Origin of the sequence: Mesorhizobium sp. B2-3-14, assembly GCF_006442175.1 — a bacterium.
In the GTDB taxonomy this organism is placed as follows: Bacteria; Pseudomonadota; Alphaproteobacteria; order Rhizobiales; family Rhizobiaceae; genus Mesorhizobium; species Mesorhizobium australicum.
The window spans coordinates 75,287-96,570 of record NZ_VFVP01000004.1; the positions used below are offsets into that span (position 1 = coordinate 75,287).

General features: G+C 62.0%; 24 protein-coding genes. 12 read left to right on the forward strand and 12 right to left on the reverse strand.

The window, feature by feature from the left end:
• Positions 1-17: 17 nt before the first annotated feature.
• A complete protein-coding gene (locus tag FJ950_RS12070; RefSeq protein ID WP_015318081.1) occupies positions 18-302 on the reverse strand; it encodes a hypothetical protein in 285 nt (94 codons plus the stop codon).
• 364 nt (positions 303-666) lie between these two features.
• On the opposite strand from FJ950_RS12070, the gene FJ950_RS12075 reads away from it, so the two are divergent.
• The 8 genes from FJ950_RS12075 to FJ950_RS12110 all read left to right on the forward strand — a co-directional run bounded on the left by FJ950_RS12075 (position 667) and on the right by FJ950_RS12110 (position 9,972).
• Entirely contained in the window at positions 667-1,410 is a 744-nt protein-coding gene (locus FJ950_RS12075) for a competence/damage-inducible protein A (protein WP_015318082.1), read from the forward strand.
• An 82-nt stretch (positions 1,411-1,492) separates the two neighbouring features.
• Complete coding sequence (locus FJ950_RS12080) at positions 1,493-2,326, forward strand: universal stress protein (protein ID WP_140616951.1); 834 nt, start codon at positions 1,493-1,495, stop codon at positions 2,324-2,326.
• A 115-nt stretch (positions 2,327-2,441) separates the two neighbouring features.
• Positions 2,442-2,942 (forward strand): xanthine phosphoribosyltransferase, encoded by a 501-nt coding sequence (gene gpt, locus FJ950_RS12085; protein WP_015318084.1) that lies wholly within the window; start codon positions 2,442-2,444, stop codon positions 2,940-2,942.
• A 211-nt stretch (positions 2,943-3,153) separates the two neighbouring features.
• A complete protein-coding gene (locus tag FJ950_RS12090; RefSeq protein ID WP_015318085.1) occupies positions 3,154-3,642 on the forward strand; it encodes an NUDIX hydrolase in 489 nt (162 codons plus the stop codon).
• A gap of 91 nt (positions 3,643-3,733) precedes the next feature.
• The gene (locus FJ950_RS12095; RefSeq protein WP_140616952.1) at positions 3,734-4,045 is read left to right on the forward strand and encodes a PilZ domain-containing protein; all 312 of its coding nucleotides are present in this window, start codon (positions 3,734-3,736) and stop codon (positions 4,043-4,045) included.
• Positions 4,046-4,717: 672 nt separating this feature from the next.
• Positions 4,718-8,506, forward strand: a complete 3,789-nt coding sequence (locus FJ950_RS12100) for a vitamin B12-dependent ribonucleotide reductase (protein ID WP_140616953.1) — start codon at positions 4,718-4,720, stop codon at positions 8,504-8,506.
• Positions 8,507-8,847: 341 nt separating this feature from the next.
• Positions 8,848-9,237, forward strand: coding sequence for a hypothetical protein (locus FJ950_RS12105; protein ID WP_140616954.1), 390 nt, complete (start codon positions 8,848-8,850; stop codon positions 9,235-9,237).
• Between the two features lie 60 nt (positions 9,238-9,297).
• Positions 9,298-9,972, forward strand: a complete 675-nt coding sequence (locus tag FJ950_RS12110) for a hypothetical protein (RefSeq protein WP_140616955.1) — start codon at positions 9,298-9,300, stop codon at positions 9,970-9,972.
• 36 nt (positions 9,973-10,008) lie between these two features.
• Here the strand turns inward: FJ950_RS12110 and FJ950_RS12115 are convergent, their stop codons facing one another.
• Both FJ950_RS12115 and FJ950_RS12120 read right to left on the reverse strand, forming a co-directional pair.
• Positions 10,009-10,614, reverse strand: a complete 606-nt coding sequence (locus tag FJ950_RS12115) for a hypothetical protein (protein WP_246681306.1) — start codon at positions 10,612-10,614, stop codon at positions 10,009-10,011.
• 4 nt (positions 10,615-10,618) lie between these two features.
• A complete protein-coding gene (locus tag FJ950_RS12120; protein WP_140616957.1) occupies positions 10,619-11,140 on the reverse strand; it encodes a hypothetical protein in 522 nt (173 codons plus the stop codon).
• Between the two features lie 183 nt (positions 11,141-11,323).
• Between FJ950_RS12120 and FJ950_RS12125 the strand changes: the two genes are divergently transcribed.
• Positions 11,324-11,683, forward strand: a complete 360-nt coding sequence (locus FJ950_RS12125; protein ID WP_140616958.1) for a hypothetical protein — start codon at positions 11,324-11,326, stop codon at positions 11,681-11,683.
• A gap of 12 nt (positions 11,684-11,695) precedes the next feature.
• Here the strand turns inward: FJ950_RS12125 and FJ950_RS12130 are convergent, their stop codons facing one another.
• Positions 11,696-12,676: a DUF3592 domain-containing protein gene (locus FJ950_RS12130; protein ID WP_224582947.1), complete on the reverse strand. Its 981-nt coding sequence runs from the start codon at positions 12,674-12,676 to the stop codon at positions 11,696-11,698.
• Between the two features lie 142 nt (positions 12,677-12,818).
• On the reverse strand, positions 12,819-13,271 hold the full coding sequence (locus FJ950_RS12135; RefSeq protein WP_140616959.1) for a lysozyme inhibitor LprI family protein: 453 nt from the start codon (positions 13,269-13,271) through the stop codon (positions 12,819-12,821).
• Between the two features lie 149 nt (positions 13,272-13,420).
• Here FJ950_RS12135 and FJ950_RS12140 point away from each other — a divergent pair, with 149 nt between their 5' ends.
• Positions 13,421-13,609, forward strand: coding sequence for a hypothetical protein (locus tag FJ950_RS12140; protein ID WP_140616960.1), 189 nt, complete (start codon positions 13,421-13,423; stop codon positions 13,607-13,609).
• Positions 13,610-13,645: 36 nt separating this feature from the next.
• On the opposite strand, the gene FJ950_RS12145 is transcribed toward FJ950_RS12140, so the two are convergent.
• Positions 13,646-14,719 carry a GH25 family lysozyme gene (locus FJ950_RS12145; protein ID WP_140616961.1) on the reverse strand — a complete coding sequence of 358 codons (1,074 nt, stop codon included), beginning with the start codon at positions 14,717-14,719 and terminating at the stop codon, positions 13,646-13,648.
• Positions 14,720-15,051: 332 nt separating this feature from the next.
• On the opposite strand from FJ950_RS12145, the gene FJ950_RS12150 reads away from it, so the two are divergent.
• Entirely contained in the window at positions 15,052-15,684 is a 633-nt protein-coding gene (locus FJ950_RS12150; protein WP_348641169.1) for a DedA family protein, read from the forward strand.
• 28 nt (positions 15,685-15,712) lie between these two features.
• On the opposite strand, the gene FJ950_RS12155 is transcribed toward FJ950_RS12150, so the two are convergent.
• The 5 genes from FJ950_RS12155 to FJ950_RS12175 all read right to left on the reverse strand — a co-directional run bounded on the left by FJ950_RS12155 (position 15,713) and on the right by FJ950_RS12175 (position 19,195).
• Positions 15,713-16,504: a phosphodiester glycosidase family protein gene (locus tag FJ950_RS12155; protein ID WP_140616962.1), complete on the reverse strand. Its 792-nt coding sequence runs from the start codon at positions 16,502-16,504 to the stop codon at positions 15,713-15,715.
• Between the two features lie 106 nt (positions 16,505-16,610).
• On the reverse strand, positions 16,611-17,237 hold the full coding sequence (locus tag FJ950_RS12160) for a transglutaminase-like cysteine peptidase (RefSeq protein WP_140616963.1): 627 nt from the start codon (positions 17,235-17,237) through the stop codon (positions 16,611-16,613).
• Positions 17,238-17,382: 145 nt separating this feature from the next.
• Positions 17,383-18,255, reverse strand: coding sequence for an undecaprenyl-diphosphate phosphatase (locus FJ950_RS12165; protein ID WP_140616964.1), 873 nt, complete (start codon positions 18,253-18,255; stop codon positions 17,383-17,385).
• A gap of 195 nt (positions 18,256-18,450) precedes the next feature.
• Positions 18,451-18,648 carry a hypothetical protein gene (locus tag FJ950_RS12170; protein ID WP_140616965.1) on the reverse strand — a complete coding sequence of 66 codons (198 nt, stop codon included), beginning with the start codon at positions 18,646-18,648 and terminating at the stop codon, positions 18,451-18,453.
• A gap of 151 nt (positions 18,649-18,799) precedes the next feature.
• On the reverse strand, positions 18,800-19,195 hold the full coding sequence (locus tag FJ950_RS12175; protein WP_140616966.1) for a GFA family protein: 396 nt from the start codon (positions 19,193-19,195) through the stop codon (positions 18,800-18,802).
• A 114-nt stretch (positions 19,196-19,309) separates the two neighbouring features.
• On the opposite strand from FJ950_RS12175, the gene FJ950_RS12180 reads away from it, so the two are divergent.
• Entirely contained in the window at positions 19,310-20,338 is a 1,029-nt protein-coding gene (locus tag FJ950_RS12180) for a 2OG-Fe(II) oxygenase family protein (protein WP_140616967.1), read from the forward strand.
• A 49-nt stretch (positions 20,339-20,387) separates the two neighbouring features.
• Here FJ950_RS12180 and FJ950_RS12185 read toward each other — a convergent pair whose 3' ends face one another.
• Positions 20,388-21,251: an alpha/beta hydrolase gene (locus tag FJ950_RS12185; RefSeq protein ID WP_140616968.1), complete on the reverse strand. Its 864-nt coding sequence runs from the start codon at positions 21,249-21,251 to the stop codon at positions 20,388-20,390.
• Between the last annotated feature and the right edge of the window lie 33 nt (positions 21,252-21,284).

The following is a 21,284-nucleotide window of genomic DNA, read 5'->3' on the forward strand; positions in this document are numbered from 1 at the left end:
AATACGCGGCTGCCTATTTACTTGCCGCAATACTGATCGTTGACGTTGCCCTGAGCGTTCGCATCGGGGCCTGGCGTGCTTGAGGCACAAGGCCCGGCCGGGCCGGGGTTGCCAAGAGTGCTCAATCCAGAGCCGTCGGCGTTGATGCTGCCAGTGGTGCTCTGGTCGATGGCCGAGGAATCCTCATTGCCGAACAGCCACCAATTGTGATGGTTGGAATAGGTAGCGTCCGACGATTGGGCCATCGCCGATGTGGCGAGACCGATCGTCAGGACGGATGCTGCGAAAAGTTTCCTGTACATTGATTTTACTCCGTATCTTGATCTTGGCCGCCTTGGGATGCGACACGGGGTAAACCTGACCGTCAGCCGAATGGTTCCCTGAAATTCTCGTGAAGTGGCGGTGATGTCGGGTGACAAAAGCGCGTGCCGCCATGCGCTCGAAGGCTGTGACCTGTTCGGGCGCGACGGATTGCGGCACCACCTCGGCCCTGGTCGCCCTCCGCGACCGAGGACAATCCGGAAGGGCTTGTTCCCATCCTGGTCAAGCCGCGCTTGGTACTGCAATGCAGGTGTGGTGGACGTGTCGGATCGTTCGCCTTTGGACGGCATTGCCGCCGCCCATCCGCCGCGCTATTTCAGGCGACCCGTCCTGCCGGAGCGTTCCATGCCTGAAATCGTCACTGCCGCCATGCTCGTCATCGGCGATGAGATTCTGTCCGGCCGCACCAAGGACAAGAACATCGGCCATCTCGCCGATATCATGACGGCGATCGGCATCGACCTGAAGGAGGTGCGCATTGTTCCCGACGAGGAAGACGAGATCGTCGCGGCGGTGAATGCCGTGCGCGCACGCTATACCTATGTCTTCACCACTGGCGGCATCGGCCCGACGCATGACGACATCACAGCCGATTCGATCGCCAAGGCGTTCGGCGTGCCTTGCGAATACGATGCCAAGGCCTATGCCCTGCTGGAGGCGAGCTATGCCGCGCGCGGCATCGAATACACCGAGGCGCGCAAGCGCATGGCGCGGATGCCGCGCGGCGCCGGCCATATCGACAACCCCGTCTCCGTGGCGCCCGGGTTCCGCATCGGCAACGTCCATGTCATGGCCGGCGTGCCCTCGATCTTCCAGGCCATGCTCGACAATGTCGTGCCGACCTTGAGAGCCGGCACCAAAATGCTGTCGGCCACGGTGCACTGTCCGTTCGGCGAGGGCCTTGTCGGCGGGCCATTGGGCGAGATCCAGAAAGCCCATCCGGATACGATCATCGGCTCCTACCCCAAGTATGGCGACGGCAAGTTCTGGACCGAACTGGTCGTTCGTGCCCGCAGCGCGGAGGCGCTTGAAGCCGCGCGCGCCGACGTCGAGGCCATGGTGGCAGGCTTCGCGGCTGAGGCGAGCTGATCCGCTGCAAACCGGAACCAAGAACGACGCTACAGCGTTTCCATGGCGCGGGGCTCGTCGCTCGCACGATCGAGGGGTCATCATGCGTTTCAAGACCATCGTTGCCATTCTGCAGAACGAGCAGGACGCCGAGCGGGTGCTCGACTGCGCCATTCCGCTTGCCAGCCGCTTCGAGAGCCATCTGATCGGCATCCATGCCGAGGCGCTCCCGGTGCCCTACACGTCGGCGACGGGCTTTCCCGATACGGAATTCCTGCAGGTTTCTGCCGACATGAACCGGGAGCGGGCCGACAAACTCCAGGCTGTCTTCCTGAAGCGGATCGAGGATTCCGGCCTTTCCTTCGAATGGCGCAGCCTGGAGAGCTTCTCCGGCGACAGCGCACTGACCGGCATCTCAAGCGTGCGCGCCGCCGATCTCATCATCGCCGCCCAACGCGAGACCGGCGGCGATCCGAGTGCCGACGTCGATACGCTTGTCTACGACGCCGGCCGGCCGGTGCTGGTGGTGCCGAGTGGGGGTCCGCTGGTCACCACCTTCAAACGCGTGCTGCTTGCCTGGAACGGCAGCAAGGAGGCCGCGCGCGCCGCGTTCGATGCCTTGCCTTTCATCATCGAGGCCGAGAAAACCGACATACTGGTCATCGATCCGCCCGATACGCTCGACGAGCGCCCGGAGGCCGCGGGCGCCGAAATCGCGTCGGCCCTGTCGCGCCACGGCGCCACCGTTAGCGTCTCGGTGCAGAAATCGGGCGGCACCTCGGTCGACGACATAATCCAGAACAGGATCACCGAGACCGGCGCCGATCTGCTGGTGCTTGGCGCCTACAGCCACTCCTGGCTGCGCCAGCTGCTGTTCGGCGGGGTAACACGCACGGTGCTGCGCTCGGCACAGGTCGCGGCCTTCCTGTCGCGATAAGTCCACAGCGATTGCTGCCGGCCACCCTTGCCAAGTCCGGGGGTTTCCAGTTAATTCCGCGCGCATTCCCCTGTTTCTTGCACGCGGCCGCCGCGTGCCGTGGAGTGCGCGAGACATGTCCCTTCCCGAAAAAGCCTTCCCGGTCTCCTGGGACCAGTTCCATCGCGACGCGCGCGCACTTGCCTGGCGGCTTGCCGGCACCAGCAAAGGTCAGTGGAAGGCTATCGTCTGCATCACGCGTGGCGGCCTGGTCCCGGCGGCGATCATTTCGCGCGAACTCGGCATCCGCGTGATCGAGACGGTCTGTGTCGCCTCTTATCACGACTACACCAGCCAAGGGCAGTTGCAGGTGCTGAAGGAGATCACACCGGCCTTGCTGGCCGACGATGGCGCCGGCGTGCTGATCGTCGACGACCTGACCGACACCGGCAAGACCGCCGGCATCGTGCGGGCAATGATGCCGAAGGCCCATTTCGCGACCGTCTACGCCAAGCCGAAAGGCCGGCCGCTGGTCGATACGTTCGTCACCGAGGTCAGCCAGGACACCTGGATCTATTTCCCTTGGGACATGGGTTTCACCTATCAGAAGCCAATCGCCGACGATCACGCCGGCTGATTCGCGGCAAGCTGCTTTTTTCCAATCAAGCCAGCGCCGACGGCCAATATTTGCTTGCGCGGAGGCACCCGCCGCCAAGATATCCTGTGAAATCGACCCTTGTTGGTGGAAATCAGCCAGCGTGACCGAAGTTTTTACTTTTATTGGTCACAATTAGCCGTAAGATTCATGAGACGGCAAACGATTCTGGAGGCTGGGGCTAGCTTCTCCGATGTTGACACGGCCAACGACGCACAACCACCTTGCTGAAAGGGTCAGGCGACTCTTCGGCACGGCGCCGTGCCGTCTGCAGGTTGCCGCCCTGCCCTGGCGCGATGTCGGGAACGGCGTCGAGGTCATGTTGATCACCAGCCGTGATACTGGCCGCTGGGTGCTTCCAAAAGGCTGGCCGGAAGCCAGGGAGCCGCTCTGCGAAGCGGCCGCCCGCGAGGCCGCCGAGGAAGCCGGTTTGCGCGGAAACATCTCTCATCTCGAAGCCGGCCGCTATTTCTATGCCAAGGTGCTGGCTTCGGGCGAAGAAGTGCCTTGCGAGGTTCTGGTGTTCCCACTGCACGTCGACAAGATCGCGGACCGCTGGAAGGAAAAGCACTCCCGCACCCGCAAATGGGTCAGTTCCAGCGAAGCCGTGCGCATGGTCAATGAACCCGACCTTTGCCAGATCATCGCCTATTTCTGTGCCGACCCACGCAGGTTCTCCTGATCGGCGCCTTTCGCGGCAGACGCACAACCTTGTGCCGCAAGGGTTTGCTAATTTTTGGTGGTTAGGATCGATCGTTCCTGGCGTTTGATCGATGGCGAATCCCGCAGACCCACTTCAGCACGACCCCGGCGAGCCGCAGCGCGAGCATCGCCCGCGCGTGCTCAAAGGTGGAACAGTCATCACGGGGATCCAGAATTCCGAAGTCGCCTGTATGGTGCGCAACCAGCATGCGGGCGGCGCCGAACTGAAATTACCGGCCGAAGCCAGGGTTCCCGATCATTTCCTTCTCTACATACCGCTCGACGGCGTCGCCTATCGCTGCGAGGTCCGCTGGCGCCGCAGCGACCGGATCGGCGTACAGTTCAACGGGACCGAACCCAAGCCGAAGCTACACTACGGCTGAGGCCCGGCCCACCGGCTTGGCTGGCTTTTTGCGGCATCCCAGCAAATGTTTCGCAGCGCCCGTGCCGCTGGCCAACGATCGCACCGGCTTACCGCCGGGAGATGGCCGACGGCGGGTCGATTCTATCCCCGTTATCCACATGTGTGACACACAAGATGTTGGGGTCACAAAAGCTACGCAAACGAATCCTTGACGGCTCGAAACGAGTCGCCTTTTATAGGCCATGCGCTCCTGTTGAGAGCGCGACCGGAAAGTTCTGAGCCCGGTCTTTTTCCCGGATTATGTGCGTTTTGCCCGCATTTCCGCCTGTTTACGAGGCCGGCGGAAGCGTTGGGATCGTGGGTTGGGTGGGCGACGAAAGGGAGAATTGTCGGACTGGAATAAATTGTCTGTTAATACTATATTTAGTGTTTGCAGCTAAGTTCGACGCTAGATAGTGTGAATTTCCCTCGAGTGAGGGAATCGAAAAATTCAGTTTTGAGGGGCCCGCGGGCCGGTTGGCAGCCTCGGCAGATGCCTGGCAAGGCGTATTGTCGTGTGCGTGGCCGAGCCTGCGAAGAGGAGATGCCGGCATTGTTCGCAATGCCGGCAAACGGCGGACTGCGCGTTTCGTCTTTTGGGGCAGAAATCCCCTGATGAAAGCGCTATATGTAGACAAAAGGGACCGGACCAATGCGCATCGAGCGTCGTTTCACCAAGCCAGGACATGCAGGCCAAGAAGGGGCCGCTTATGCGGAGATCGAATTCCGCAAGGCGCTTTCCGAGATCAAGAATCCGGATGGCTCGGTGGTGTTCCGCCTGGACAACATCGATGTGCCTGCGCAGTTTTCCCAGGTCGCCGCCGACATCCTGGCTCAGAAATATTTCCGCAAGGCCGGCGTTCCCGCGCGCCTGAAGAAGGTCGAGGAGAACGACGTCCCCTCCTTCCTGTGGCGTTCCGTCGCCGACGAAGCCGAACTCGCCAAGCTTCCCGAGGCCGAGCGCTACGGCTCCGAGATCGACGCCCGCCAGGTCTTCGACCGGCTGGCCGGCACCTGGACCTATTGGGGCTGGAAGGGCGGCTACTTCAAGGCGTCGGAGGAAGACGCGCGCGCCTTCCGCGACGAGCTTGCCTATATGCTGGCGACCCAGCGCGTCGCGCCGAACTCGCCGCAATGGTTCAACACCGGCCTGCACTGGGCCTATGGCATAGATGGTCCTAGCCAGGGTCACTTCTATGTCGACCCGTTCACCGGCAAGCTGACCAAGTCGAAATCCTCCTACGAGCATCCGCAGCCGCATGCCTGCTTCATCCAGGGCGTGCAGGACGACCTCGTCAACGAGGGCGGCATCATGGATCTGTGGGTGCGCGAGGCGCGCCTGTTCAAATATGGCTCCGGCACCGGCTCGAACTTCTCGCTGCTGCGCGGCGAAGGCGAAAAGCTGTCCGGCGGCGGCCGCTCGTCCGGCCTGATGAGCTTCCTCAAGATCGGCGACCGCGCCGCCGGCGCCATCAAGTCGGGCGGCACGACGCGCCGTGCGGCGAAAATGGTCATCGTCGACGCCGACCACCCCGATATCGAGGAATTCATCGACTGGAAGGTCAATGAAGAGCAGAAGGTCGCCTCGCTGGTGACCGGCTCCAAGATCGTCAAGAAGCATCTCGAAGCGATCATGAAGGCCTGTGTGAACTGCGAAGGCCATGACAACGACTGCTTCGATCCAGCCATCAACACGGCGCTGAAGCGCGAAATCAAGTTGGCCAAGAAATCGGCTGTGCCGGAAAACTACATCTACCGCGTCATCCAGTTCGCCAAGCAGGGCTACACCTCGATGGCGTTCAAGACCTACGACACCGACTGGGATTCTGACGCCTACCTCACCGTTTCGGGCCAGAACTCCAACAATTCGGTGTCGCTGAAGGACAATTTCCTGCGCGCCGTTGAAGAGGACGCAGACTGGCACCTGACCGCCCGCAAGGACGGCAAGGTCTTGAAGACACTGAAGGCGCGGGACCTCTGGGAAAAGATCGGCTACGCCGCCTGGGCGTCGGCTGATCCCGGCCTGCACTTCAACACCACGATGAACGACTGGCACACCTGCGCTTCGGCCGGTGCGATCCGGGCCTCCAACCCGTGCTCGGAATACATGTTCCTCGACGACACGGCCTGCAATCTCGCCTCGATCAACCTGCTGCCCTACCGCAACACCGACGGCACCATCGATATCGCAGCCTACGAGCACACGGTGCGGCTGTGGACCATGGTGCTGGAAATTTCGGTCATGATGGCGCAGTTCCCGTCGAAGGAGATCGCCAAGCTCTCCTACGACTACCGCACGCTGGGCCTCGGCTATGCCAATATTGGCGGCCTGCTGATGACCTCGGGCATTCCCTACGATTCCGACGAGGGCCGCGCCATCTGTGCCGCGCTGACCGCCATCATGACCGGCGTCGCCTACTCCACCTCGGCCGAGATGGCCTCCGAGCTCGGCGCCTTCCCGGACTATGACCGCAACGCCCAGAACATGCTGCGCGTAATGCGCAATCATCGCCGCGCCGCCTATGGCGACAAGGACGGCTACGAGAAGCTGGCCGTCAATCCTGTGCCTCTCGTCGCATCGGACCTGAAGCAGCAGGATCTGGCCATCCACGCCAAGGCCGCCTGGGACCGCGCCATCGAACTCGGCGAGGAGCATGGCTACCGCAACGCACAGGCAACCGTGATCGCGCCGACCGGCACGATCGGCCTGGTCATGGATTGCGACACCACCGGTATCGAGCCCGATTTCGCCCTGGTGAAGTTCAAGAAGCTCGCCGGCGGCGGCTATTTCAAGATCATCAACCGCGCCGTGCCGGAAGCGCTTCGCACGCTGGGCTATTCCGAGAGCCAGATCGCCGAGATCGAGGCCTATGCCGTCGGCCACGGCAATCTCAACCAGGCGCCGGCCGTCAACCCCGGCTCGCTCAAGGCCAAGGGCTTCACCGACGACAAGATCGCGGCGCTCAACGCGGCGCTGAAGTCGGCCTTCGACATCAAGTTCGTCTTCAACCAGTGGACGCTCGGCGCCGACTGGGTGAAGGAGACCTTCGGTTTCACCGACGAGCAGCTCAACGACTTCTCGTTCGAAATGCTGCCGGCACTGGGTTTCTCCAGGAAGGACATCGAGGCCGCCAACATCCATGTCTGCGGTGCGATGACGCTGGAAGGCGCGCCCTTCCTCAAGGCCGAACACCTCCCCGTGTTCGACTGCGCCAGCCCCTGCGGCAAGATCGGCAAGCGCTCGCTGTCTATCAACAGCCATATCCAGATGATGGCGGCGGCGCAGCCCTTCATTTCCGGCGCCATTTCCAAGACCATCAACATGCCGAATGACGCGACGGTGGAGGACGCCAAGAGCGCCTACATGCTGTCGTGGAAGCTGGCGCTGAAGGCAAACGCGCTCTACCGCGACGGCTCGAAGCTGTCGCAGCCGCTCAATGCCTCGCTGCTCGCCGATGGCGAGGAGGATGAGGATGATGCGGTCGAGCAGCTGATCCAGGCACCGGCGGCGGCGCGCGCCGCGCAGATCACCGAGCGCATCGTCGAACGCATCATCGAACGCGTGTCGCGCGAGCAGGAAAAGCTGCCCGGCCGCCGCAAGGGTTATACGCAGAAGGCCAAGATCGGCGGCAACACCATCTTCCTGCGCACCGGCGAATATGACGATGGGCGTCTCGGCGAGATCTTCATCGACATGAACAAGGAGGGCGCCACCCTGCGTGGCCTTCTCAACAACTTCGCCATCGCGATCTCGCTTGGCCTGCAGTATGGCGTGCCGCTCGACGAATATGTGCACGCCTTCACCTTCACCAAGTTCGAGCCGGCCGGCATGGTCATCGGCAACGATGCCATCAAGAGCGCGACGTCGATCCTCGACTATGTGTTCCGTGAGCTGGCCATTTCGTATCTCGGCCGCAACGATCTCGCCCATGTCGACCAGTCGGATTTCTCCAACACCGCACTCGGCCGTGGCATCAGCGAAGGCAAGACCGACGCAGTCTCCAAGGGCCTGACCCGCGGTTCGCCAGTGAAGCTGGTGTCGAGGGCAGGCGAGCCGAAGGGCTTTGCCGGCTCCGGCACCCCTGCCCGCTCGGCGCCGACAGCCTTCTCCGGCTCCAACGTGCTGGCGCTGAAGCCCGCAACCGACGAGGCGGTCGCCTACAAGCGCGACTACGAGGAGCGGGCTAGGGAATTGGCGGAAGACATCGCCTTCGAGGAAGCGGCCTCCGATGCCTCGACCGATACCACCGCGGCGCTGTTCACCGATACGGCGGCCCATGAAGCGGCCGAAGCGAAGAAACTCGCCGCCGACCGCCGCGCTAAGTCGCTGCTGCAGGGCTACACCGGCAATTCCTGCTCCGAATGCCAGAACTTTACGATGGTAAGGAACGGGACTTGCGAGAAGTGCGATACTTGCGGTGCCACGAGCGGGTGCAGCTGAGGAAAGTAGCGGCGGAACCGTAAAGTCGTCGGCCCGATCGCAAGATCGGGCCGTTCATTTTAGGCCAACAAGACCTTCGCCCAATAAGACCTCCAGACGCCCAGCTCGCACGGAATCTCGACCTGAGGTGATTCGGTTTTTCGACGACGGAAATTGAGATGAAATCTAGGATGGCGGCTGTGGATAACTATGATTGTCCACAGCTCTCGCACCAAAGGCATTGACTGGCCCAAACACATAGATATGGTGCTTGAGGAAGTCCGCATGCGTAGATGTAGCTATAAAGGAATAACAGTCAACGCCTTGATTCGTCAACATGGCCCTGTGGATAACAGTGGGGCTTGGCAAACACCGAATCATGGCAGAGATTCACACGTGCAAAGAAAAAGGCGGTGCAATTTCTCGCACCGCCCTTCGTGAACAGCCAAGGCGGACCCGCCGCCCTTGCCGCTCACTCGCTCGCTAAAGCGTGGGCATGCTGTTCTCGTGATCAACCGATGTCAAGCGTGACAAAAGCGCGGGGCACCAAAGTGATGCGGGAGAAAGGAGCAAAGAGCATGGCCACCAACCCACCAAAGGATGACGGTCACCGGAATGGCGCAGTGCGCGACCGGTCCCAAGTCTACAATCCCCAGAATGATCGCTGGACTAAACGGGATACCGATACCGGCAAGTTCATGGATCAGAAGGCTGATGACAAGCCTTTCAAAGGCGTGCGCAAAGAAAAGTGATCCAGAGGCCACCCCTTGGGGTGGCCTCTTCATTCGCACCCTTTCTCTTGGAGATTATCGATGTCACTTAAGAAAATACATCTGCGTAAGGTGCTCACGCTGATGTTTGCCGAAGACGCGAAGAAAGTATCGATTCTTCGGGCCGACATTCGTGATGAGATTCGGAAACAGGCAGGGGCAAAAGCCGAAGGCGGCGATTTCCATGTGCCCTTCTGGCACGATGCGAAAGCCCACGTGAACGGCGAGAAAGACCTTCACTTCGCTGTCATTGAGCGGATCGCCACTAACAAAGGGCGCGAGCGCTTGTACCGCGCGCTAAGGGATGGATTTCTTGATTGGTGGGACAACAAACGGCGATGGACGAACGAAGCCTCCAAATCTGAGATGCTGGCGGTCAAAGGAGCAATCGATTTCCAGGAACTTGAATGCACGGTCAAGGTCGAAAACCTATTCGCTCTTGCAATCGGGCATTCGAAGAACCGCATCATCTACCCATACTTTTCGGAAGAACCTCCCTTAACTGCCGACGGAGCGCGGCTTGGGCTTTGGGCAATCATTACGTCAGTGGGCAAATATCCTCTTGATGAATTTAGGATTCTCGATGTGATACGAGGCCAATCTTTTGCGCCTTCTGATCTTGCTTTCAGCGGCCACGAGAGAGACGAATTTGTTAGGCGGTACGCATCTCTTCTAGAGATGTGGGAAAAGCTCTGGAAGGAATACGAACCGGCCTAATTCAGTTGAATCATCGTCTCTTGCTCTGTGCCTACCCTACGGCAACACCCGCAGCGTCTGCTCATCAAACAACGGCTCATCCTGGCCCACGCGGACGAACAGCAGTTTTCGCGCCGCACCCGCCGGCACCTCGAAATACTGAATCCCGTCCGGCATTTCGCCCCAATCGCCGCAGGGCGGTTCGGGTACCTCATCATTGGCCTGCGCCTTCAGCTCTTTCGCATAAGCGGCGTCGGGGCTGAATGTGTAGCGTTTGACGCCGGCGGGCACGGTGCCCTCCGTGTAAGGCGCGAGCACGCAGCGGGCGTTGACGGCCTTGTCGGTCTTTTCCAGGAACACACGCCGCATGGCAGCCTCCGCGGTTTCGCCAGGCTGGATGTCGAACATCTCGACAAGCGGATCTGGCGCACCGCCATCGCTGTATTTGATGGCAAGCGCATTGCCGACAAACTCGAAATGGATCTGGCGAAAGCCGGAATCGCAGCGCTGCGCCCATGCGACCAGGCCGATCGTCCTGTCCGTCAGTTTTTCCCAAACGCATTTGTCGATCGGCTGCCGCGATGGTACCGGCTCCTCCGCACGCGCCCCGGCAGATACCGTCACGGACGCGAACAGGGCGCAGGTCCAGACGATCGATCTCATGGCACTATTCATCGCTGCATCCCGTCAAAGTGAAGGCATCCCATGCCCAGCCATCCGGATTGGCATTGGCGAAATCGGCCCATTCGGTGAAAGCCGCGCCGAAATCCGGCAACAGCAACCCTTTCGGCGCCGGTGTCGCTTCGCGCGAATTCAGCTGCTCGGCGCCGCCTCCGGTCAAGGCATAGACCTGCCCGTCCCATATCCGGCAAAGCCCGCTGTCGTCTTGCAGACCCGCTTCGCGGTCGTCGTCGGTGCAGGGGTGGCGGATGGTACCGAGCGGAAACGAGTTCTTGCCGTTGGTCCAGGTAATATCGGCCGGCAGGCTTATGCCGGTATGAGGCACGGCCAGCGAGAACACCTGCGTCGTCAGTGCCGCCGGTTCGTTGCCCAGCGGCCGGAATTGCATGACCGCGCCCGAGCGTGGCTCCTGGTAGGTGGCGTGGCTCAGGAGGCATTCCTTGGCGCCCGCCGCTTGCATGAGCCCGAGCGAACCCAGGGCAACGAAGGCCAGTTTGCGAATGATCATCGAAATCTCGGGCAATCTGTTGTGAAGCAGGGCCGGCTGCGTGCCGGGCTGCACAGTCGCATCATCGGTACAAAACCATAAGCGAAATCCGGAACCGCTGCGTTTATCGTGCCTCGATCGAAAACTTGCTCCACACAAACCCGCAACCTGTATGATCGAACGCAGCGGCCCAGGAGACAAAAGATGCAGCGTTTGGCACTGATCATAGCGATCTCCGCAACTGCGATTGTGCCGGCCGTAGCGGCAGCGCCCTATGTCGGGACGTGGTCCAGGGACAGGTTGAACTGCCATGCGACCGCCGACGTCCAGCGCCAGACTGTCTTCACTGTGGATCAGTCGGCCCTGTCGTTTCCCAACCTTGGCTGCGAGCACGCGATCTTTCGCAAGACCGCCATCGGCTGGGTGGTTCGCGCCAGCCAGTGCTACGGCGCGGACCCATCGCTCGACGAGCCATTTTCTCGCACCATCCATATCAAAATCGACGGCGCGACGGTGCGGTTGAGCTGGCGCGGATTCGACAGCGGACCTCTCGTGCGCTGCTGAAGGCGGTGACACTCAGACCAACCCGACCAGCAAGGCCGCGCCGCCGAGAAAGCCTGCCGAGCAGACCCACAGCAGCCATAGCCCACGCACCCGGCATTCGAGCACCGCCGAGGCGGGGTTGGCGGGGTCATAGCGAACGTCGACCTTGCTGCCCTCGACATAGCGCCGCGCCTGACCGCCGACGAGGCCGGGCAGCGAGGCCGTCACGCTGGCGCCGAAAGCGACGCGATCGGCGCTGTAGCGCTGTCCGGCGACACCATAGCTGTAGACGATGCGGGATTTGAACACCGTGCGCCAGGGCCGGTACCCACCGCCCTCAAACCGGTCGCGGGTCTTGATTGCCTGCAGGCCGGACGCATCGATACGGCCGGCAGCGGTCGGCCATGTTGCCGCTTGTCCGGCCATCGATCTTTGGGCAAAGCCCATGCGCAGCACAAAAAGCCCCATGAACAGCAGGAATGCCGCCGCACCGAGGTTCCGCGGCTTGGGCAGATGCGGCCCGATAGCCTCCAGCACGCCACCGACCGAAAACACCAACACCAGCGCACCAACCACGAGCCCCGCCGAAAGCTGGACCATGAACTTGAAGGCGCCGTCCGGCATGGTGCGCTCGATCACGGCCTTGCCCGGGCTGGACGGGTCATAGAACACGGTTACCGCCGCGCCACGCGGAAACCGCGCAAGGGTTTCCGCGACTTCGAAATTTCCGAGGTTCTCCTGCACGCTGTAGTGCGAACTTTGAAATGTCTTGCCGCCCACCTTGTACTCATAGGTGATGGCCGGAAAGTTGCGGATTTCGGTCGAGGTGCTGCTCTCCGAGCCGGTACCCGAGCTTGTCACCTCGCGCGCCTCGACGCGCGACGAGACGATCTTTCCAGGCGTCGGCAACCAGCGGCTGGCCGCCTTGACCTCGAGCCATTTCAGGAAGGTGACGATCGACAGCATGCCAGCGACCGCGCAGGCAAAGCCGACCAACAGAAACTTGAGCTCCAACTCGTCCCCCCGACGACTAGAGTACAGCAGCACGCATATAGACAGCATGGCGAGGGCAATGTCTTGTCTATTCGCAAGATCAGGAAATGACCGCCGGCAAGGTTCAATGCTGTCGCGTGGCCATGGGAGCGGCGACCAGCCGCTATTCGGCATCCTCTATTGCCATGACACGAACATAGCCCTCCAGCTGAAGGGCGCGATCCCGGATGATGTTGGTGGCGTCGGCAGCCTGCATGGGCACGTACATCGTGCCTTGCCTTGTTTCATAGAGAGCGCCCCGTGTCTTCGCCTCGCTGTCGCGGAAGGCCAGCCAGGCGCGTTGTGACAGACGAAGATTTTGCGCTGCCTGGCGCGGTAATTTGCGCAGGAGTGTCGCATAGGCGGCATTCATGCGGCGATCGTAGTCGCCTGATGCCGTCGCCTCGCAGTCGGTTTGGCCTGCTGTAGAGCCATTGGCTGGATCATCCAGGCAGCGGTCGAGCGTATCGGCGGTGGCGTCTTGCAGACCCGCGGCCATCGGGCTCGCGGGCAATAGCAATGTCAGCAAGCAGACCAGTGCCCCACCGAGCCGAAGCCTCACACCGATGTTCTCCATCTTGCCTCCGAGAACGTATCCGAAGCACGGTGGGAACCGCGCCAGGAACTGGTGGCCAATGCGGCGGGCCATCCGCACGATGACGTGATAAAAGGACGATCGATCCGATCGGATGAAATATCCAGGAGACGACAGCCGGGACGATGCTCATGAGCGAACAAACCGAAGATGACACCGATATACTGAACCAGCTCGCCTATGTCAGGGCCGATCCGACCCAGCACGACACGTTGACCCTTCTCGCCATGATCGATGCCGCGATCGCCGAGATCATGGGCTTGAGGGCGCGGCTGCGGTTGAGCGAGGAAAAGAACGGCGGGAGCAACCACTTCCAATAGGTGGACAGGACGAGCGCCGACGCGAAACCATCGGTTCTAATCCGCGTCGGCCATCATGGCCCGACCTCCACCGCCGGCCCAGGCGCGCCATTGCCGCTCATCGCCATGGAAGACGTTGAGATCGATGCGGCCGGTCACGCCATGCGACAGGCCGGAGCCGGAATACTGCCAGAACAGCCATTTGCGATCGGGATAGACCTTTGACGGATGCCGGGCCACGGCGCGCAGCCAGAACGGGTAATCCGGGAATGCGCCCTGAAGGTTGTCGCGATAGAAATCGGGCGCCGTGTAGATGATCGGCCGCTGGCCGTAATGGCGCTCCAGCTTGTCCATGAACACCTGCATCTTCTCCAGGACCTTTTCGCGCGACGGGCGCCGCTGGCAGCTGGAGTCGCCGTTCCACTCGACGTCGATCACCGGCGGCAGCGCGCCGTCGACCTTCGGCACGTTGCGGATGAACCAGTCGGCCTGCTCGCCGGCGGTGCGGCACCAGTAGAAGAAATGATAGGCACCGCGCTTCAGGCCCGCCGCGTCGGCATCACGCCAGTTCTTCATAAACAGGGGGTCGAGGTGGTCGCCGCCGTCGGTCGCCTTGATGTAGGCGAAGTTGGCGCCCTGGGCGCGCAGCTTCTCCCAGTTGACGTTGCCTTGCCAGCGCGACACGTCCACCCCGTGCACGGCAAGGTGACGGGGCGACGAGCGGCCGAAATTGATCGGCTTGGCATCGCGGAAGCCATAACGCGTGACCGGGCCGGCCAGCATGGGCGGTGCCGCCCGCGACAACAGCTTCGGCGGCGACACCAGGGCTGCCTCCTCGATCGGCGGCTCGACGCTGTCGGGCAGTTCGGGTGCGGGAAACGCCACCGTCTCTTCCTCGGCAAGGCCATAAGGCCGAGCGGTGGTGTCCTCTGCCGCAGCCTCAATCCGCTTGCGCGCCGCGTTTGCCCTGGCCACCGGAACGGACGCGATCGGCGCGCTTGGACGCACCACCGAACTGGTGACTTCATTGGACGGCTTCTGCATGTCGAGCGCATCCATGCCCGATGTCGACGAACAGCCGGCAAGGCAGAGCGATGCGATCACGAAACTCACGACGCCTGGTAACCGCATCTGGACCTGTACTCGAACACAACAGACCGAAGGCGACGGCCGACGGACAACCAGACGAGTTATGAACGAGAAATTACCAATAAAGTTTGAATCAAGTTTTTTACCATAGCTGTGGCCGCGTTCCGACAGTCGTCGGCAGCGGCCCGGCCAAGCCTTGACAGGGCCATGATGTGGCTGTTGAGAACGGGGTGCGGCGCGGCGGCCCTGCCCGCGCCAAGGGCCGCAAGCTGCCGGTCGAGAATTATTACGGCTGGCTCGTCGACGGCAAGCTCGACGAACTCAGGATCTTGCTCGACAGGGCAGCTGAGGAACACTTTCAACACGGAGCTTGCGTGCAGTCGTTCATCGACCAGAGCGTATGTTTCATCGAGAACCATCAGGCCTGGGCGGGTCTCGTGGTCGGATTGCTGGCCTTCGGCGAGTCGCTGGTGCTGGTCGGCATCCTGTTGCCTGGCACCACGGTGCTGATCATCGTCGGCGGGCTGGTGGGCGCCGGTATCGTCCAGCCCCTGCCCGTTCTCCTCGCCGCGATGCTCGGCGCGGCGCTTGGCGACACCATTTCCTATTTTCTCGGCAAATGGCTGGGGCGTGGCGTCGTCCACAAATGGCCGCTCAACCGCTATCGCCGCGAGACTGCCAGGGCGCGCCTGTTCTTCCACCGCTACGGTGTCGCCGCCGTTTTCGTCGGCCGCTTCTTCGGTCCGGTGCGTGCCACCGTGCCGCTGGTCGCCGGCATGATGGGCATGAACAGGCGGCGCTTCCAGGTCGCCAACATCCTGTCGGCGATCATCTGGGCGCCGGTCGTGCTGTCGCCTGGATGGCTGGTGGCGAAAGGAGCCGACAATCTGCCCGAACTCGACGCGACCAGCCTGTTCGGCCTGGCGGTGATCGCGGCCATGGTGGTAGCGATCATCGTCGCCGTGCTGGTCGTCAGACTGCGCGGCAGGCATGATGCACGGATTTAGCGCGTCTCGCGATTGAGGGCGCCGTGCATCAGCCGCGCTTCCTGAAGACGCCGATCATCGGCCCCAGATTCCAGTAGTCGTCGTTGCGGCCGATGGCCGGAGCGAGCAGGCTCGATATCGTGCCGTCGAGAAAGAGCGCGTTGTCGCAGCCGAGCGCGTCGCGAAACAGGCGAGCGAAGGCATGGAACGTCACCGTGCCGTTCGAGATGGCAAAGACGGCAACACCGTCCTTTCGCACTCCGACGCCGTCGCGGCTCTTGCGCGAGGTGCCGTCGGCCTGGAATTTCGGGTGAAGCTGGCCGTCGATTACCAGCATTGGCCCTGATTGTGTCGCATAGTCGGTGGCTGGCCGCTGCCTGACGAAGTCCTTGGTCGCCCGCACCACGGCCTTGCCGCGGCTGATATAGAAAATGCCATTCGGCTGCAGCGAAAAATTGCCGCTTCCCGATCCCGTTTTCACACCGGCCATTTCCTGGCCGCGTTCGACGTAAAGGCCGACCGGCCTGAGATCGGGGTGGTACATGCCGGCATTGATGGCAAACAGCATGGTCCGGCCCGCCATGCGCTGGGCGTTGTCGAGATTGTGCAGCGACTGAAAAGGCTTGCCTGCCGGGTCTTTCCAGAACAGTTCGATCGAATAGAGCTTCGGATCGACCTCGCAGACGAGGAAGCTCGTAGCCTCGAAGGAGACGTCGCGGCACGGCGGCACCGAAGCGAACCACTGGCCGAATGCCGCTGTCGTGGCGACCGCGTACGGCAACGCGGCCTTGAACAAGCTCAGCAGCAAGGGCGCCGAATACAGGACGGTCAAAAAATCCATGCGCGTTCCGGATTGCCATTACGAACTGTCGTGGATAGCACCGCTTGCCGGCACGATGAAGGATTTGCTGAAAGAAGTATGGTTATCGCCCGGACGTCGGCAGCGACTATTTGACGGCGCTGACCAGCTTCTCCTCGCCGGCAAGAATAGAGACCCAGCGCCCGGCATTGTCGCTCGCCTGTCTTTTGAGATAGCGATACGGGGTCTGGTTCCAGAGGCGAACCTTGTCGACGAGATTGTCGAGGATGAAGTCGCCCTTGTCGGTGCGCACCGTCAGCACGGCATGGCCTTCGCCGTCCGGCTTGCGAACCACCGTCATCAGGAGATTGGCTATGGCGATGCCCAGGCTGTTGAGCTCACGCCGCTTTTCCAGCGCGTAATCCTCGCAATCGCCGAAGCCATTGTCCGGATAGGCCCACCATTCCTCCTTGCCGTAATTGTCCATGTCGCTCATCGGCTTGACGCGCGCGTTGACCGAGAGGTTTACGGCGCTGATCTCCCGCAACAGCTTGCCAGTCATCTGTTCCGGCTCGCTGTCGGATGAACGGATCGAGCACTCGGCGGCATGAATCTTGCAAAAATCATAGTGGCCAATCGGCTGGGACGTCGAGCCGCCGATAGCCATGGAAACGGGAGCCGTGTAAGCGGAATTCGCCGCCGAACAGAAAGCAATTAGGGCAATCGCCAGCCCCAGCCCCTTCGCCTTCCGGCGCCAACCCATCGAGGATGCCATCCGGCCCCGCCCATCTGTTTTGTTAACAGAACGTTAAGGGCGGTTATATCCCGAAGTCAACCAAACCGGCCGATCACATCTTTGAGGGACGCCGCATGCCCTTCGAGGGTTGCAGCAGCGCAACACCGAGGTTCGGGCTAGGGAGCTAGACGAGCCATCCCATCGCCACACCCAGCAGCAGGAAGACGCCAAGCAGGCCACGGTAGATGACAAAGGGCCAGGCGGAGAAGCGTTCCAGAACACGCATCAGGCCCCAAATGGCGAAGAAGGCCGAAATCGAGGCGACGAGCAGCCCCAGGCCAAGAACCGACCATCCATGGGCATCGAGATGCACCTTGTGCAGTTCCCACAATTCCTTGAGGCCGGCGAGCGCGATGGCCGGCAGCCCGAGCAGGAACGAGAAGCGTGCCGCCTCGGCCCGCTTGAAGCCGAGCCCCAGTGCCGCCGTCAGCGTCGAACCGGAGCGAGAGACGCCCGGGATCAGCGCGCCGACCTGGGCGACACCGACAAGAAGCGCGTCGGCGAGCGACGCTTCGCCGATGGTGCGCTTGTGGCGGGCGAAAATCTCGGCCAGGGCCAGCAGGATCGCCATGCCTATGCAGGCCCAGCCAATCACACTCAGGCTGCGCAACGGCGAATTGCAGGCGTTGAGAACACCCGAAAGTACCACGCCGGCGATCACAATCGGGATTGTCGCCAGCACGATCCAGGAAGCCAGCTGGAAATGCCGATCGGCGAAATCGCGCCGTGTGAGAGCGTCGATCGAACCGAACAGGAGATCCCTGACATCGGCCCAGAAATAGCTGACCACGGCGGCAAGGGCGGCAAGCTGCATGGCGGCGGAGAAGGCGGAACCCGGATCCTGCCAGCCAAGCACCGCCGGCACGATGCGCATATGGGCGGTCGAGGAAATCGGCAGCAGTTCGGTTATGCCTTGCACCAGGCCGAGGAATGCGACCTTGGCAAATCCAAGGCCGACAAAGCCCGTGTCGACGCCTTGCGTGCAGATATCAGCCATGTCGGGTTCCATCCGGGGAGAGATCGGAGTTGCGGAGGCACCGTCGGAGGAGATCGGTGCCCGGCAAGGCATACCGTCATGCGGCGGATAATCAATTTACGGATTTGTAAGCTGGCACCGCCGCGTCGGACGCGCACGGTTCAAACCGGCCCGAAGGGCCGGCGATGCTCCCATGGGTGGAGGTTGGCAAGACGATTACGGGCAGAGCCAAAGTTTCTGGCAGGTCCTGGCAATAACATGCGCGGGCGGCACGACAGGCTCCTCCGTGGAGGGCCGGCGAGCCCGCTCGAGCAGCATGCGCACCTGTTCCGGGCGCACACGGTCACGTTCCATCACGAGCAGGACCATAGGATCGCTCAAAAGCTCGTCCAGGGTGCTGATGCTGTCGTTCATCCGTCGTCTCCTCGAATGCCGGGCCCGCGACGCTTAGATAGGGAGACAAAGATGGCCCGCCAATGACGCTTTGCCGGCTATCACGTGTCTCTTTGGATTAATTTTTGGTCATCCTGGGGCACGTCCTTTCCGTTGGCGGGGAAGAAGGAGGCTAGGCCGGCGGAGCGCCTTCAAATTGCGGCAGGCCGTCATCCAGCATCACCCAGGGTTGTTTCGAGACGGTCCAGATGTGCATCTGGGGCCTGAACAGCGACGGGTCGTCAAGCGAACCGGTCGTCACGCCGATGATGCCGGCGGAATCGCGCCGCGAAAACAGCGTCGTGCCGCAGGCCGGACAAAACCCGCGCTTGAGGTCCGGCGAGGTGTTGACCGTGGCCAACGGGCCGTCGACCGTCACATCATCGATGCGGAAAAGAACACGCGCATTGAACGCCGCGCCGATCGCCTTCTGGCAAAGCCGGCAATGGCAGATGCGCTCGTTGATGGGGGCGGCATCGGTGCGATAGCGCACGGCCCTGCACAGGCATCCGCCCTCGTATTTTGCCATCGCCTGGATCCATTGGTGGAGTGAACAGGCGGCAAAAGTAACGGCGAGGTCGATTGGGTCAATTGAAAAGCTTTGATACAAGGTCATCGATTATCGTGATGCAGCAGGATTGTCATGACACCCGACATCGAAACGATCGGCATCGCGGCCCTGTTCGGGTCGCCCTCGCCCGCGCGCGACCGCGCCGACGCCGGGATCATGGCCGCGGCGGCCGGCATCGGCTTCCTGGCGGTCCGGGATTTTCCCGGCGATGACTGGCTGACGCCCGACAAGCGCGCGCAATTGCTGCGCATCTTCGCGCTTCCTGACGCCGAGAAGCAGGAATTGCTGCGCTGGAATTTCGATCACACCAAGAAAAATTTCTACCGCGGCTGGTTTCCGCTGCAGCCGCAAGCCGTTTCCTACAAGGAAGGCATCGACATGGGGCCAGACCTTGCCGATGCGGCGCGAGGCACGGCTTCCGACGATCCCTTGTGCGAGCCGACACCCTTGCCGGACGAGCATGCCCTGCCGGGCTGGCGCGCTGCCGCAGCCGACTACTATCGCGTGATGGAAACGGTCGGCACCATGCTGATGCGGTCGATCGCCCGCGGGCTTGGCCTGCCTGAGATGACCTTCGATGCCTATTTCGACGGTGGCATCTCGACGCTGCGCCTGATCCGCTATCCGCTGCGCGACGCCAGTGCGGGCGTCGATACCAGTGGGCCCGAGTTTTCGGTGACCCACAAAGGCGAGACGCGCACCATCATAGGCCGCGAACATGCCGATTCAGGCTTCGTCACCTTGCTGGCGCAGGACGGCGTCGAGGGCTTGCAGGCGAAGAACCTCGCCGGCGAATGGATCGACGTGCCTCCAGCCGATGGCACGCTGGCGGTCAATTTCGGCCAATTGCTGGAACGCTGGACCGGCGGCCGCGTGCGGGCGACACGGCACCGGGTCATTGCGCCAAAAACGGTGCGGTTCTCGATCCCGTTCTTCCACGAGCCACGCGTCGACGCGGAAATCTCGCCTTTGCCGCTGGACGGCGCCGAACCCTTCGCGCCGTTTCTTTACGGCGACTATCTCTGGGAGTCGGCGACGAACTTCGTCGAAATGAGCGGCATCAAGCATCTGAGGCAGCCGCGCCGGGCCAAGGCTTCCTGAACAGCACGCCGGCTGTCTCGCAGGAGACGGCCGGCGGAGAAGGCAGGGGTCATTCGGCTTCGCCGACCACCTCGTCCCAGCTCTTCACCCTGGTCTCGCCGTCGAGGAACGGCAATGCGGCGGCCGTCAGTTCCGGAGCGAAGAAGACATCGTAGTGGGTGCGGTTGGGCAGGATGGCCAGCCGGTTCCGCGACAGGTTCTCGCGCATCCAGCCGGCATCTTTCAGGCCGCCGCCGAGCATCTGGTAGAACTTGATCTCGTGCTCGGGCTTGTACATGTCGCTGTCGCCATAGGCGAGCATCACGGGCATCTTCAGCTTGGGAACGTCGGCCGAGAAGTCGTAGTTCTGGCGCATGAAATTGCCGAGCGCGTCGAGCAGTTTCGGGAAGTCCTCCGGATGCGGGGCGACGGCGACGTAGGATTTGTACATCGGCGTGTCTTTCATGTACGTCGCGGCGGCGGCACTCACCTGTGCCTGCTGCGGACGCATCTCGTCGTAGAAGCCGTCGGCGGCATAACCGGTCGAAACAAGGACCAGCCGGCGCACGGCCTCGGGATGCTGGACCGCCATGCGGAAGGCAACCCCGCCGCCCAGCGAATAGCCCATGACGTCGACCTTGTCGTAGCCGAGTGTGTTGACGATACCAGCCATGTCGTCGCCGATCGCCTGCAGGCTGAATGGCCGGTCGCCAAGGGCGGTGCGGCCATGCCCCTGCAGGTCGACGCCGATGACGGTGCGGTTTTCGGCAAGCTTGGGCAGGATCGGCGCGAACATGTCGGTGGAGCCGAGGCCGCCATGCAGCAGAAGCAGCGGCTCACCCTTGCCATAGACGGCGTAATAGTAATTCACGCCGTTGATCGGCAGCAGGCCAGACTTTTGTGGCTTCGGCAGTGTTTTCGTTTCGGTCGTCATGGCAGGCTTTGTCTCCTCTGCATTGATGGTGCC

Bases quoted from the DNA above. Each gene is read 5' to 3' on its own strand.
- FJ950_RS12135 (WP_140616959.1), bottom strand. From the start codon at position 13,271: ATGGAGAACATCGGTGTGAGGCTTCGGCTCGGTGGGGCACTGGTCTGC.
- FJ950_RS12175 (WP_140616966.1), bottom strand. From the start codon at position 19,195: ATGGCAAAATACGAGGGCGGATGCCTGTGCAGGGCCGTGCGCTATCGC.
- FJ950_RS12125 (WP_140616958.1), top strand. From the start codon at position 11,324: ATGCAGCGTTTGGCACTGATCATAGCGATCTCCGCAACTGCGATTGTG.
- FJ950_RS12070 (WP_015318081.1), bottom strand. From the start codon at position 302: ATGTACAGGAAACTTTTCGCAGCATCCGTCCTGACGATCGGTCTCGCC.
- FJ950_RS12180 (WP_140616967.1), top strand. From the start codon at position 19,310: ATGACACCCGACATCGAAACGATCGGCATCGCGGCCCTGTTCGGGTCG.
- FJ950_RS12145 (WP_140616961.1), bottom strand. From the start codon at position 14,719: ATGCGGTTACCAGGCGTCGTGAGTTTCGTGATCGCATCGCTCTGCCTT.
- FJ950_RS12120 (WP_140616957.1), bottom strand. From the start codon at position 11,140: ATGATCATTCGCAAACTGGCCTTCGTTGCCCTGGGTTCGCTCGGGCTC.
- FJ950_RS12115 (WP_246681306.1), bottom strand. From the start codon at position 10,614: ATGAGATCGATCGTCTGGACCTGCGCCCTGTTCGCGTCCGTGACGGTA.
- gpt (WP_015318084.1), top strand. From the start codon at position 2,442: ATGTCCCTTCCCGAAAAAGCCTTCCCGGTCTCCTGGGACCAGTTCCAT.
- FJ950_RS12080 (WP_140616951.1), top strand. From the start codon at position 1,493: ATGCGTTTCAAGACCATCGTTGCCATTCTGCAGAACGAGCAGGACGCC.
- FJ950_RS12155 (WP_140616962.1), bottom strand. From the start codon at position 16,504: ATGGATTTTTTGACCGTCCTGTATTCGGCGCCCTTGCTGCTGAGCTTG.
- FJ950_RS12075 (WP_015318082.1), top strand. From the start codon at position 667: ATGCCTGAAATCGTCACTGCCGCCATGCTCGTCATCGGCGATGAGATT.
- FJ950_RS12100 (WP_140616953.1), top strand. From the start codon at position 4,718: ATGCGCATCGAGCGTCGTTTCACCAAGCCAGGACATGCAGGCCAAGAA.
- FJ950_RS12140 (WP_140616960.1), top strand. From the start codon at position 13,421: ATGAGCGAACAAACCGAAGATGACACCGATATACTGAACCAGCTCGCC.
- FJ950_RS12170 (WP_140616965.1), bottom strand. From the start codon at position 18,648: ATGAACGACAGCATCAGCACCCTGGACGAGCTTTTGAGCGATCCTATG.
- FJ950_RS12185 (WP_140616968.1), bottom strand. From the start codon at position 21,251: ATGACGACCGAAACGAAAACACTGCCGAAGCCACAAAAGTCTGGCCTG.
- FJ950_RS12160 (WP_140616963.1), bottom strand. From the start codon at position 17,237: ATGGCATCCTCGATGGGTTGGCGCCGGAAGGCGAAGGGGCTGGGGCTG.
- FJ950_RS12110 (WP_140616955.1), top strand. From the start codon at position 9,298: ATGTCACTTAAGAAAATACATCTGCGTAAGGTGCTCACGCTGATGTTT.
- FJ950_RS12090 (WP_015318085.1), top strand. From the start codon at position 3,154: ATGTTGACACGGCCAACGACGCACAACCACCTTGCTGAAAGGGTCAGG.
- FJ950_RS12095 (WP_140616952.1), top strand. From the start codon at position 3,734: ATGGCGAATCCCGCAGACCCACTTCAGCACGACCCCGGCGAGCCGCAG.
- FJ950_RS12165 (WP_140616964.1), bottom strand. From the start codon at position 18,255: ATGGCTGATATCTGCACGCAAGGCGTCGACACGGGCTTTGTCGGCCTT.